Source organism: Polaribacter sp. (assembly GCF_039939415.1).
Taxonomy (GTDB): domain Bacteria; phylum Bacteroidota; class Bacteroidia; order Flavobacteriales; family Flavobacteriaceae; genus Polaribacter.
Window position 1 is genome coordinate 64,039 of the sequence record NZ_JBDVJE010000071.1, and the last position, 13,844, is coordinate 77,882.

11 protein-coding genes are annotated in these 13,844 nt (G+C 29.6%); 6 read left to right on the forward strand and 5 right to left on the reverse strand.

All coding sequences use genetic code 11. The annotated features are described in order from the left end of the window. Positions 1–27: 27 nt before the first annotated feature. Positions 28–1,383, reverse strand: coding sequence for a PcfJ domain-containing protein (locus tag ABJG40_RS11705; RefSeq protein WP_348024766.1), 1,356 nt, complete (start codon positions 1,381–1,383; stop codon positions 28–30). Positions 1,384–2,173: 790 nt separating this feature from the next. Continuing rightward, a complete protein-coding gene (locus tag ABJG40_RS11710) occupies positions 2,174–3,493 on the reverse strand; it encodes a serine hydrolase (protein WP_348024767.1) in 1,320 nt (439 codons plus the stop codon). A gap of 108 nt (positions 3,494–3,601) precedes the next feature. Here ABJG40_RS11710 and ABJG40_RS11715 point away from each other — a divergent pair, with 108 nt between their 5' ends. The 4 genes from ABJG40_RS11715 (at position 3,602) to ABJG40_RS11730 (ending at position 6,577) form a co-directional block, all read left to right on the forward strand. Further along, positions 3,602–4,429, forward strand: coding sequence for a hypothetical protein (locus ABJG40_RS11715; protein WP_348024768.1), 828 nt, complete (start codon positions 3,602–3,604; stop codon positions 4,427–4,429). After that, positions 4,429–5,013: a hypothetical protein gene (locus ABJG40_RS11720; RefSeq protein WP_348024769.1), complete on the forward strand. Its 585-nt coding sequence runs from the start codon at positions 4,429–4,431 to the stop codon at positions 5,011–5,013. Before ABJG40_RS11715 ends, ABJG40_RS11720 begins: the two co-directional genes overlap by 1 nt. 6 nt (positions 5,014–5,019) lie before the next feature. Continuing rightward, entirely contained in the window at positions 5,020–5,289 is a 270-nt protein-coding gene (locus ABJG40_RS11725; protein ID WP_348024770.1) for a hypothetical protein, read from the forward strand. A 73-nt stretch (positions 5,290–5,362) separates the two neighbouring features. Further along, positions 5,363–6,577: a cysteine desulfurase gene (locus tag ABJG40_RS11730; protein ID WP_348024771.1), complete on the forward strand. Its 1,215-nt coding sequence runs from the start codon at positions 5,363–5,365 to the stop codon at positions 6,575–6,577. Positions 6,578–6,655: 78 nt separating this feature from the next. Here the strand turns inward: ABJG40_RS11730 and ABJG40_RS11735 are convergent, their stop codons facing one another. Continuing rightward, on the reverse strand, positions 6,656–8,311 hold the full coding sequence (locus ABJG40_RS11735; RefSeq protein ID WP_348024772.1) for a G-D-S-L family lipolytic protein: 1,656 nt from the start codon (positions 8,309–8,311) through the stop codon (positions 6,656–6,658). 15 nt (positions 8,312–8,326) lie between these two features. Further along, positions 8,327–11,053 carry a TonB-dependent receptor gene (locus ABJG40_RS11740; RefSeq protein WP_348024773.1) on the reverse strand — a complete coding sequence of 909 codons (2,727 nt, stop codon included), beginning with the start codon at positions 11,051–11,053 and terminating at the stop codon, positions 8,327–8,329. A gap of 195 nt (positions 11,054–11,248) precedes the next feature. Here ABJG40_RS11740 and ABJG40_RS11745 point away from each other — a divergent pair, with 195 nt between their 5' ends. Then, positions 11,249–12,181, forward strand: a complete 933-nt coding sequence (locus ABJG40_RS11745) for a bifunctional riboflavin kinase/FAD synthetase (protein WP_348024774.1) — start codon at positions 11,249–11,251, stop codon at positions 12,179–12,181. 57 nt (positions 12,182–12,238) lie between these two features. Continuing rightward, positions 12,239–13,513, forward strand: coding sequence for a serine--tRNA ligase (gene serS, locus ABJG40_RS11750; protein ID WP_348024775.1), 1,275 nt, complete (start codon positions 12,239–12,241; stop codon positions 13,511–13,513). A 48-nt stretch (positions 13,514–13,561) separates the two neighbouring features. On the opposite strand, the gene ABJG40_RS11755 is transcribed toward serS, so the two are convergent. Continuing rightward, positions 13,562–13,705: a hypothetical protein gene (locus tag ABJG40_RS11755; RefSeq protein ID WP_249980707.1), complete on the reverse strand. Its 144-nt coding sequence runs from the start codon at positions 13,703–13,705 to the stop codon at positions 13,562–13,564. Positions 13,706–13,844: the final 139 nt, after the last annotated feature.

Genomic DNA, 13,844 nt, shown 5'->3' on the forward strand with positions numbered 1-13,844 from the left:
TGATATTTACTCTTATCACCTTCTCTTTTATTTACTTAACAGGATTGCTTTGATAATGAAAAATATAATCCAAAAAACGATTCTTACTATTGTATCGAAATTTTCATCTGTATTTACATGATTAGCATTTTCAATTGCTGCTCCATTCATATAATTTTCATATTCTACAACATCATAACTTCCCTTTATTTGTGAATTATTAACCCACAAATCTATCATCTGTATAGATTTTTCATTTGGTTCTTCATTAAACTTGGCTTTTGCTTCAATAATTTTCTTTTCACTTAAACCAACTTCAATAGTTGCCAAACGTTCTGTCAATTTATTTTCAGAAACTCTTTGTAAAGAAAAAATTGTACTTACACCTTCACTACAATCTTCATCGTATTCTGCAACACAGTGATGCATTGCATTACCTTCATCAAAAAGAGCTATAGAGTTTAATAATTCAACTGTTTTATATACTACCTTCTTCCCATTTTCTGTTTTTTCTTGATATAAGGGTGTAATTCCAGAAGCTTCCCATCTTAATATTTCACCAATATTACTCGCATACACATTCTTCTCCCATTCTAAAGCTTGTTGTAACAATGCTCTTTGCTTTCTATTTTTCATAGAGAACTTTTTATTTTCTCTATACTTAAACATTAAAAACTCCAAGATTTTGTCCAACTCTTTTCCATCTATATTCGTTTCTTTTGAAAAAAAATGAACTACGGTTTCCCAGAACTTTTCTTCGCTTTCATTAATATTAGATAGTTTAGAAAAACCAATAAGTTTAGCCGTTTTAAAAGAAGCTCCAAAACCTAAGGCTTGCACAAAACGTAATGTTTGATTCGGTTCAAAATAGTTAGGAGCATTTTTAAATTCGTGAGCCATTTTACTAGTTAAACGTATTGGCATTTGAGACAATTCTTTTACACTTTTACCTTTACCCAATTGTAAATACCAAAGCATAAATTTTTTATCGACTTCAAAAAAAGTGTTTTCTAAAAATACTGGTGTTTCATAAATAGCAAAACTATGTCTAATTAAAGATCTTAATTGCTCTTCTTTGTCAAAACCTTTACGCTCCCAACTTTCTATATTTCTAACCAATTGATTACCAAAAGAACTAATATTGTGTAAAACTTCTACACTTTTATAATCTCTAAGCAAACCATAACATTTTTGATTGTATGCATGGATTAATAACCTTTTAAAAGTTGCTCTTTTCCATATGTATTTCTTCTTACTTGTTTTTCCAAAAAACTCAAGAAGCATCGTTTCTATAGTACCTTTATAACGTGTTGATTTGTTATTTGATTTATCTATTTTCTCAACAAGTTTTAAAAAACTATTTTCACGGATATTTATATTTTGTGTTTTCCAATTTGTTTTCATTTTAAAGTTCTTTACTAGATTATTGCCTACGTAAAGCCACTTAACATCTAAGCCAATTTTTATTGACCTCTTAATTTTGGCAAATACTTATTCATTCAGAAAACTCGTGATAATTGTGAGCATCTGTTTGTAAATTCCATTTATAACAATGAAATTCTCAAATTTCTGATTTTCAAAATTTTACTTAAACTACTTTTTGGAAAGGCATAAAAAAAATCCGAAACTTTAATTTAGCTTCGGACTTTTCATATATAATAGCATATAACTATTTGTAATGTTGAAAGTCGCGAAGTAAACAATAAAAAGAACCTAGTTCTCTTTGTATGTTTTTTGTTAATTGATGATTGAACATTGTACTTCGTTGTTTATGCTGAATTATTTCAGCAATTTTTGTTGCTTTATTGCGATGCAAACCTAAAACAGATTTTTGAATTACACAAATAAAATTTTAAATTAACTTAATGATTATCAGGTTTTTATATTATTTTTAGACAATAAAATACCTGTCCGCTTTTAAGCAGAAATAGTGAGTTTAGATAACTCTTTGAAGTTGTGATATGTAACTAAAAACTACACTTTGATTTGGCATTTATTAATTTTTGAAAAAAATTATAAAAAAAACGTCCAAAAAATGAATTTTGGACGTTTTTACTATTTTATTTAAAGTTACTTACTAGAATATATACTTCAATAGTCGCAAAAAGCGTCCGTTTTTTATGTGATTTCTATATATATTCATTCGTTTAATCCTTTTTTATTATCTTATTTTGAGTTGCAAAGATGCAAAAAATTAATTTATAGATTCCAAAACTCCTTTCAGAAACTCATTTTCATCAAAATTAGTCAATCCAAAACGTACAATTACCATTTCTTGATCTGGTAAAACATAGACTCTTTGTCCTTGATAACCATCTGCATAATACATATTTTTAGGTACATCTTTAAAATTGCCATTTGCATTTAACCAGAACTGTGCTCCGTAAATTCCTTTAGAAGTTGGTGTTGGTGTTGTAACATATTTTACCCATTCTTTGGTTAATAAATGTGCTCCATTCCAATTTCCGTTTTTAAGGTATAACAGCCCAAATTTTGCCCAATCTCTTGTGGTTGCCCAAGAATAAGAAGAAGCTACGTAATTTCCGCTTAAATCTGCTTCTAAAATCATAGAGTTCATTCCTATTTTATCAATAAAATCTGTATACCAAAAATCTAAATATTCTTGATGTGTTTTAAACTGACTTCTTAAAATACCAGACAATAAATTAGTAGTTCCAGAAGAATAATTAAAAGTTTCATTGGGTTTGCCAACCAAAGGCTTGTTTTCTTGCATTTTGGTCATGTCTCTTTCTAAAAATAACATTTTAGTAGCATCAGAAATTTCATCATAATTTTCATCCCATTCTAAACCAGAATTCATTTGTAATAAATTATGAATAGTAATGTTTTTACGTTCATCATTTTGCCAAGAATCTATTGGAGCTTTATCTTGAATATTCAATTTACCTTGATGCTGCATCACTCCAAAAACAGTACTTAACAAACTTTTGGTCATAGACCATCCTAATATTTTAGAATCTTTATTAAAACCTCTATTGTATTTTTCTGCAATAATTTGATCTTTATAAACTACTAAAACAGCTCTTGTTTTATTTTTTTCTTGAAACAAAGAATCTATAGCTATATTTAAGTTCTTATAATTAATAGTACTAAAAACAGAATCTTTTTGTTCTCCATTTCCATACGGAAAAGGTGTTCTATAATCTGGCTTTAATCTATTTGGTATTAAGTACGAAGCAGTTTCATCTTCTTCTGTTAAAGTTAAAACAGAACCTAAACCTTTTCTAATAATTGCTTTTCTAGTTAACAAACTATATACAGAAGATGTAGCTGCTTTTTTATCTACCTCAATTTCATCTGAAGCTAAATTTACAGGCGAAAAATTATTGTCGGTTGCATCTGTAAACTCTAAAGTTCTTCTAGCAACAAATACAGAAGATGCAGTATTTTTTGCAGAATAACCTGCTAAAATATTCAGTTTTGGGTAATTGTAGATTACAGCAATTGTAATAAAAACAAGAAGTAAAAGTAAAATTCGTTTTAAAATTTTCATCTAATAAAGGTTTGCTGTTGTAAAAATAAGAATTAAAAGCTCAACTTTTTTATATCAGTATAAATACCTAAAAGTAAAAAAAGGGGTTTCTATGTAAAATATAACTGATTGATTTTATTAGTTTTAACCCAAAACATCAAGCCAAATAAAATGACTACACCAACTACAAAGACAGATACAACAAAACCAAAATCATCTTCAACAAAACCAACTACCACAAAAGTAAGTCCTGGAATTTCTGAAGATGTAATTACTGAGTTAAGTAGAGAAATAAATAATATGTTGTCTTTTGCAATTTTTAACGGAATTATGGTAAACACGGAAGTAAATTCATTGATACAAAATAGTAATGTAGACGATTTGATAAATGCACATAACCTTTTGTGTAAAAATGTAGCTCCTGCAACACCAAAATCTATTGGATATACTCAAAAATTAAATAAGGATGGAAATGGAAAATCTATCTTTAAAAAACTTCCACTATTAAGAAATTTAGTTTTATTGGCACTTGCTTTTTTGATTGCTTATATAGCTACAGGAATGTCTTCTCAAGTAAATAACGACTCTCTAGATAAAGGAATGATGAATAATAGTGGAATTCCTTTGTTACTTAATATTACTTATTTAAGCTCAGTTGCAGGTTTAGGAGTATTGTTTTTTTTATTAAAAGAAGTAAGTATTTCCTTAAAAAAAGGGTCATTAATTCCAGAAAATGCAATTGGCTATTTATCTCAAATTATTTTAGGAATTATTTCTGGATTAATCATGTCTGAAATCATATCATTTTATACAACAGATCCAAAACAAATTAATTTATTTAATAAAAGTATTCTTGCTTTAGTTGGTGGGTTCTCTTCAGATGCTATTTTTAGCATTTTACAAGGTATTATCAACAGAATTAAGAGCATTTTTATATCACAAAACGCCATAAACTAATGTATAAAAAAATATTTCTATTACTAGCAACTACACTTTTTTTATCGTGTGCTAGTTTGCCAAATTCAACATCTAAATTAACAAAAAAAGTGATTGATGAAGGTGATGCAATGCATCAACTAAATATATCTTTAGTAAATCAATTATTTAATGAAAAAAAAGCGCGTTTAAATAATTTTATCACTAGTAAATACACACCTGCAATTATAGAAAAATATCAAAAACTGTTACCTCAAGATATAGACTACAAAAAAGAATTACCAAATATTATTGAAGCAATTATACCTGTAATTAATAGAAAAAGAGATTCATTGCAAGATTTATTATTAAATCAACAACAGAAAATAGTTTCTGATTTAAATACAAATTTCATATCATATTCTAAAGCAACTTCTTCGCTACAAAACTTAATTAATTCTGCCGTAAAAGAAAAAAGTGCAGAACAAAGCGCGTTAGCAGAAATTAATAATTTAACAGGAAACAAACTTAATTTTAAACAAATAGAAAATAAGTTAGATAGTTTATTAAACAAAACTGGTTTAGGAATGGGCAAATTATTAAACCTAGAAAAACTAATAAAATAAACCGTTATGAGTGATATAGATTGGAGAGCCTTAGCAGAAAAAGCCGTTTCTCAAACAGATGCTGAATTTAAAAACCAATTAGCTGGTTTAACGAGTTTAAAAACATCAGAAATAGATACATTTATTTCAGAAAGTAATATTACAAACAACGATGCTTTAGCTGTTTTAACAGAAATAAATAATGCTTCTTTAACAAACAATGAAAAAGCTTCTGCTATTTCAAACATTCAAAATGGCGTTGGTTTTTTAGTAAAATTAGTTTCTAAAGTAGTATAATAAAAAATTCTTATTGTCTTTTTTACAAGTTTAAAAATTCAAACTTTATCTTTGCTTTTTAAACTGACTTCGTATGATAAATGTTGATAAAATTCGTGAAGATTTTCCTATTCTAAAAAGACAGGTTCATGGAAAACCTTTGGTATATTTTGATAATGCAGCAACTTCACAAACTCCTCAAATAGTTATTGATGCTATTGTTGATTATTATAGTAATTACAACGCTAACATTCATAGAGGTGTGCATACTTTAAGTCAAGAAGCAACAGACAAATATGAAGAAGCGCGTATTAAAATTCAACAACATTTTAATGCAAAAGAAGCGTATGAAATCATTTTAACTTCTGGCACAACACATAGTATAAATATGGTTGCCTCTGGTTTTGCATCACTTTTAAATAAAGGTGATGAAATAATCGTTTCTGCTTTAGAACATCATTCTAATATTGTGCCTTGGCAAATGTTATGCGAAAAAACTGGCGCTATTTTAAAGGTAATTCCAATGAAATTGGATGGATCTTTAGATATGGATGTATATCATAATTTATTGAACGAAAACACAAAATTGGTTTTTTGTAATCATGTTTCAAATGCATTAGGAACTGTAAATCCTATTAAAGAAATTATTGATGCTGCTCATAAAGTAAACGCTGCTGTTTTAATTGATGGAGCACAAGCAACACCACATATTAAACTAGATGCACAGGCTTTAGATGTTGATTTTTATGTTGCTTCTGCACATAAATTATGTGGGCCAACAGGTGTTGGATTGTTGTACGGAAAACAAGAATGGTTAGAAAAACTACCTCCTTATCAAGGTGGAGGAGAAATGATAGAAACTGTTTCTTTTGAAAAAACAACATACGCAGGTTTACCTCATAAATTTGAAGCAGGAACCCCAAATATTTGTGGAGGAATTGCTTTTGGAGCTGCTATCGATTATCTAAACTCAGTAGGATTCGATGAGATTGCATCTTATGAAAACGAGCTTTTAGAATACGGAACACAAGAATTATTAAAAATTGAAGGTTTAAAAATATTTGGAACATCAAAAGAAAAAACAGCTGTAATTTCTTTTAATGTAAATGAAATTCATCCTTATGATATTGGTTCCATTTTAGACAAATTAGGAATTGCCGTAAGAACAGGACATCATTGTGCACAACCCATCATGGATTTCTATAAAATACCAGGAACCATAAGAGCTTCCTTTTCATTTTACAATACAAAAGAAGAAATTGATGTTTTAGTTGCTGGCGTAAAAAGAGCAACTATGATGCTTTCTTAACAAGCTAATAATTTTTATAAAAACAAAAAAGGTTGAGAAAAAATTCTCAACCTTTTTTATTATAATAAATCTCTTTTGCTATTGTAACGTTGGAGAATAATTAGTTGGATAGTCCCCTGCTTTGGCTAAACCATTTGTAGCAGTTATAAAATTAGAACCATAAGTCGTGTCTATAGCGGCTAAAATTTTATTAGCCATTAATGCATATCCTCTTGTTGTTAAATGAATACCATCTAAACTTACCAAACCACCTGTCACTAAATTAGTAGTCATAGTATAACCATCAAACACAATTCCAGCAGTTGAAGCTTCTGTTAAAATGGAGTTTAAATCTACAAATGCTAATCCTTTTATACTAGCAACACTTGAAATTGTTGCATTATATCCATCTGTAGCAATTTTAATTTCTAATTGTTCTTCAGGTGTTAATACCCATTTATCTGCTAATGGAAGAGTAACTCCTTCTGCAGAAAACTGACCTGCTAATGTTAATGGTAAAAGTCCTCCACTTTGAGTAACTAAATTTCCAACATGACCTTCATTAACAGTCCCTATTACAGAACTACTTGGTAAAACTAATAAATCTTCTGAAGTTGCAGATCTTGCTTTTCCGTATTGATTCCCTAATAAACTAGCTACTAAAGGTGCAGCAACAGCAGGTAAACCTAAAGATTCAACAAAAGGAATAAAAGTTGGACTCGCTCCTAAAGTAGAAGTAATTGCAGCAGATAAATCTGTAGCATCTTCATCATATATAATTACTGGGTTAGTTTCTGTTGTAGAAAAAACGATAGCTCTCTCAGGTTCTCCAGCTCCAGTATATATTTGATTAATTGCACCAAATACAGAGTTTAATAAAGGAACTTGAGCCTTAAGGCTAGAACCAGTATCTTCATCGTTTGGATCTAAAGGATTATAAGGAACTGTGGTAAAATGTGGTAAATCTGTAATATAAGGCACATTGGTAATAACTCCATTAGGACAAACAGCCGTTAATTGATTAACCATATCATTAAATACAAAATCAAAAGTAGCTATTGGTGTAATAGGATCATAATTATCAGCATTTACATCACTTTCACCTCCTGATGTTGCATAACCTAAAACATCATTTCCTCCGATTTCTGATAAAGTAAAGAATGTTGGTGCTTGCTCTTTTGCATATTCTAACATTGAAACTGTTGGTGAGTTTGCCATTCGTCCAAAATATGGATTTAAACTAGCATAACCATTATAATCTATATGTGTGCTTTTGGCTCCAGGAACCCCAACATTAGTAAATATACTACCATCTGCTGCTAAACTAACCCCAGCATTTGTATTTACTGGTGGTACAGGTTCTCTTAAATCTGTTAAAAACTCATCTAATCTTTGAGGAGTTTTTCCATTAAAAATTAATCGATAAGCTAAATCATCAATTCCAGGAATTGGAATTATCATACCTCCAGTATTATCGCTCATTAAAGGTTGATTAAAGCTTTCTGCTGCATCAAATTTATTTGCTAAAATACTTGGAAAAGAATTCTCTTGTCCTGCTTTAAAAAGTGCTCCATCTGTAAAACCTGCGGTAAAAGAAGCTCCAATAGAAACATACTTAGAAAAATCTAACCCATTTACATTTAATTCTACTTCTGCAACTACCTCTTCTGGTATTGTATCTAACTCATTATTTACATCACAAGATGCAAAACCAAGCGTTAAGAGACACAATCCTATATATTTATAATTCTTCATTAAATTTTGTTTTTATTAGTTATTAATTGACCAAGATAGATAGTATTGAGAACCAATTGCACCAACACCAGGAGCACTTAAATACTCTTTACCTGTTAAATTTGCTCCTCCTAATTTAAAAACGGACTTTATTGAAGGAACTCTATAATTAATTTGTGCATCTAGCACAGTTCTTGATTTTATAGTTGCATCTACAAAAGTAGATTCCCATCTATATTCATCTTGCCATCTAGCATTAATATTGAATCCAAAATTTTTAAATAATTCTCTTTTTCCAAACTCAATTTTCACTTTATGTTCTGGGGTATTAAAGCCAGCTTCAAAGTCTGGGTTTGCTGCTTGGTCAAAATCAAATTTAGCAAGTGTATAGTTTATACCTAAGTTAAATCCATCTAGAACTTTAGTATTTAAACCAATTGTTGCTCCATAAGAACTTATATCTGCTGGAGAATTAGAATATAACTGAAAAACTTTAAAACCTCCTACTGCATTATATGGTACAAGAACGTTGGTATTTGCTATAAAGTCTTCATATTGATTGTAATACACACTTAAATCTACAGTAATTCTATCTGAAGCCCCCGTGTTAACCAAACCTCTATAACCAACTTCAAAAGCTGTTACTTTTTCTGGTTTTACAAAAGCTACATCAGCTTTTACAGTTCCTCCACTAGCTACAGTGTACGAATTTTCGTAAGCGTCTCTACCTGTTAAAGTATAAGTGACTCCAGCATCTTGAAACGTTGTAGAATATCTATCTATATTATCTTCAACTCCTCCTACTAAAATAGCATTACCTACGTCTAAACCTATATATTGGTCTTGAGTTGTTGGGTTTCTAAATCCTGTTTGAAAAGATGCTCTAAAATTTTGATTCTTATTTTCTCCTCCTGCATATGCAAAGGATATTCTTGGTGAAAAATTACCATCAAAATTTTGTGCTTTATCATAACGAATTGAGGCTGTTACTTTTAAACGGTTGTCATCTAAGAATTTTTTTTGCGCTTGAGTATACACACCATATTCATCATAATTAATAGGTCCATTTGCATCTGTAAATATATTTCCAAAAGAATTTAATGAATATCTTCTATAAGAAGCACCTACTTGAATTTCAGCAAAGTCTATAACATCTTGAAAATTATAATTTGCATCACCATGATACAATTTAGTTTGATCTCTAAACTTAGCTCCTGTTAATAAATCTGGGTCATTAGTAATTTTATCAAAAGCTGCCTTAAATTCTTCTGAACCTGGTTCAAACCTTCCTGTCTCTGCAGTTTGTCTAGCTACTGCATGGGCTTGATCTGATGTTAATCCCATTAGAGTTCCCTCAAGATAAGCTCCTGTATATTCTCCAAACCAAGTATTATCATCTTTCCATGCTCTATTAATATTTATTGCCGCAAACAAAGTATTGTATGAATCACCAGCATCTTCACTTGTCATATATCCTCTAACAAAAAAGTTTTTCCCTCTAAGTTCTAATTTATGCTGTTGCATAAAAAAGTTTTTAATACTATATTTTTGCCCCCCTAAATATTGTGTTGTACCAGAACCTAATTTAGAATTCCAAATAACTTCTAAACGATCATCTCCAAATGGACGATAATTTAGAGAGCCTCCAAATTTTAGACTTTCTACTCCATAATCTATTAAATCTCTTTCATTATACCCTGTTCTACTTATATTTTCACTTGGTACAAGTGCAGCAGCTCCATTTGGTATAATTCCTAAAGCCTCAAGACTTTGAGCAACACCTCTTATGTTAGTAGAAACAACATCTCCAAATACATTTACTCCATTATAATTTCTATCAGAATTTCTATCTCCTGAAACTAGTTCTCCCTTACTAGTATTTCTATAATCTGTTGCAAACCAATCTGTACCTTTTAGATAAGAAACAGTTGCTTTTGCTGCAAATTTATCTGAAAAGGTGTGAGCTATTCTCAAATTAAAATCGTTAAATTCATTTGTACCACCAGCATCTTGACTAGTAAAACCACTTTTTAAAGAAAAACTAACACCTTGGTCTTCAAATGGACTTTTACTTGTCATAAACATAATTCCATTAAATGCATTTGCACCATATAATGCAGATGATGCTCCAGGTAGTAACTCAACCGTTTTTACATCTAACTCAGACATTCCTAATAAATTTCCTAAAGCAAAGTTTAATGCTGGAGAAGAGTTATCCATTCCATCTACTAATTGCATAAAACGCGTATTAGAAAATGTAGCAAAACCACGTGTATTTACAGACTTAAAGGTTAAACTATTTGTATTTACATCTACTCCTTTTAAATTTTCTAACCCATCATAAAAACTTGGTGCAGAGGTGTTTTTTATTGCTCTACTATCCATTCTTTCAACGGTAACAGGAGATTCCATAATACGCTCTGGAGTTCTAGATGCAGAAACCACAATTTCATCTAAAGATGTTGCGTTTTCTTTTAAACTAACCTCAACCTTTTGGTTGTTTTTAGTTATTTCAACTTTTTCTGTATGAAATCCTAAAACTGAAATCTCTAAAGTAAAAGGAGGTTTGTCTAAAACTTTTAAGACAAAGTTTCCGTCAAAATCTGTATTAGTACCAACAGATTTTCTAGAAATCTTAACGTTGGCTCCAGGTATTGTTTCTCCTGTTTTTGCGTCTTTAACAGTACCAGTAACAGTGGTTTGAGCAACCATTGTTAAACTACTAAAAGCAAAAAACGCAAGAAGTAAAATTTTTTTTATCATAATTTGAATTATTTGTTAACTATTTGGCAAAATACAATTTTTTTTGAATAATTGAATAAATAGACTGATTTTTTAAGATTTTAATAAAAAAAGAGGATATTTTCATCAATAACAAGGTTGTAAAACTACTACATTACATATTAGTAAAAACAACTAGATATTGTACATTTGTAGAGTATTTAAATTTATGTTTATTTGGATTCAATTCAGAATATTTCCAACTTTTCTACAACCGAAAAAACTTATGTAACCATTGGTACTTTTGATGGTGTTCATTTTGGCCATCAAAAAATTATTGAGAAGCTGGTTTTAGAAGCTAAAAAAGCAAATAAAAAGTCTGTTTTACTTACTTTTTTTCCACACCCAAGAATGGTTTTACAAAAAGACATTTCTTTAGAATTAATAAATACTATTGATGAAAGAGCAGAACTTTTAAAAAAAACAGGATTAGATTACTTAATTATTCATCCTTTTAGTAAAGAGTTTTCTAGATTAACAGCATTAGAATTTGTGAGAGATATTTTAGTGAATCAACTAAATATTTCGAAATTAATTATTGGTTACGATCATCACTTTGGTAAAAATAGAGAAGGTAATATTGTTCAATTAACAGAATACAGTCATTTATTTGATTTTACTGTAGAAGAAATTCCGGCTCAAGATATAGATGAAGTTTCTGTAAGCTCTACAAAGGTTAGAAAGGCTTTAGCTCAAGGAAATTTAAAAACTGCCAACAATTATTTAGGTTATAACTTTATGCTGACTGGAAATGTTGTTAATGGCAAACAATTAGGTGGTAAAATTGGTTTTCCTACAGCAAATATTAATGTAAAAGAAGACTATAAATTAATACCAAAAACAGGCGTTTATGTTGTTCAATCTAAAATAAACAACAAAATTGTTTTTGGAATGATGAATATAGGTAATAGACCCACTGTTAATGGCAATCATCAAACTATAGAGGTTCATTTTTTTGATTTTAATCAAGACCTATACAACCAATTTCTTACCATTGAATTGCTTTATTTTTTAAGAGATGAAAAAAAATTTAGTTCTATAGAAACTCTAATTCAGCAAATTAAAAAAGACGAGCAAACTGCTAGAAATTATATTAAAAACAATCTCTAATTCTAGATTGTTTAAGTCTTATGCTTACTGTATCTTTGTGCTTTAATACATACAACAATGTTACAAGTACAATTTATTAGAGATAACAAAAAAACTGTTTTAGAAGGATTAGCAAAACGTAATTTTGCAAATGCCGAAACTATTATTGAACAAGTTTTAACTGCAGATGAAAACAGAAGAAAAACTCAAGTTGAGTTAGACAACACATTAGCAGAATCTAATAAAATGTCCAAAGAAATTGGCGGTTTATACAAATCTGGAGAAGTACAAAAAGCAAACATCTTAAAAGAAAAAACGGGTCAGTTAAAAGAAAAATCTAAAGAACTTGCAGAAAGTTTGAACGATTTTGCAAGCGAGTTACAAAACTTATTATATCAGGTACCAAACATTCCTCATGCTTCTGTAAAAGCTGGAACTACTGAAGAAGACAATGAAAAAATTTTTAGCGAAGGAATTATTCCTGATTTAGGAGAAAATGCATTACCTCATTGGGAATTAGCAAAGAAATATGATATTATCGATTTTGAATTAGGAACCAAAATTACTGGTGCTGGTTTTCCTGTTTATAAAGGAAAAGGAGCAAGATTACAACGTGCTCTAATCAATTATTTTTTAGATAAAAACACAAAAGCAGGATATAGAGAAGTACAAGTACCACATTTGGTAAATACAGCTTCTGCAACAGCAACAGGTCAATTGCCAGATAAAGACGGACAAATGTATCATTCTACAATTGATGATTTATATTTAATACCAACTGCAGAAGTACCTATTACAAACATATTTCGTGGAAATTTAATACAAGAAACAGAATTTCCAATCACATTAACAGGTTACACTCCTTGTTTTAGAAGAGAAGCAGGTAGTTATGGAGCACATGTACGTGGATTAAATAGATTACATCAATTTGATAAGGTTGAGATTGTACGTGTAGAACATCCAAAAAATTCTTACCAAGCTTTAAACGGAATGGTAGAACACATAAAAGATATTTTAAGAGAATTAAAATTACCTTATAGAATTTTACGTTTATGTGGAGGTGATACTGGATTTACATCTGCATTAACTTTTGATTTTGAACTATTTTCTACAGCTCAAGACAGATGGTTGGAAATTAGTTCTGCATCTAATTTTGAAACTTTTCAAGCAAACAGATTAAAACTTCGTTTTAAAAATAAAGAAGGAAAAAGTGAATTAGCACACACACTTAACGGGAGTTCTTTAGCTTTACCGCGTGTTTTAGCTGGAATTTTAGAAAATTACCAAACAGCAGAAGGAATAAAAATACCAGATGTATTGGTTCCTTATTGTGGGTTTGATTTGATTAAATAAACAATTTTCTGTTTACTTATTTAGGTAATTACTACTTTAAACTAAAAATTAATTGGCAACAACTGCCACCATTAATCTTTTATATTTATTCATTTCTAAAAGCGCATTAAAGTAAGCACTAATTTGTCCGTTTTTCATAAACTCAATTGAGTTGTTTTTTGCTGTTTCGTATTTTTTAGAAAATGTGTTCATAATCTTTAAATTTGATTGGTTATTTATAAAGTAGACAAGTTTCGTGCCAAAATGTTACACAGAACTTCTTAGAATAGCCTGCTTTAATAAAATTTTAACATATTTCTTACCTATCTTTGATTTATATGAAAAAACTTTT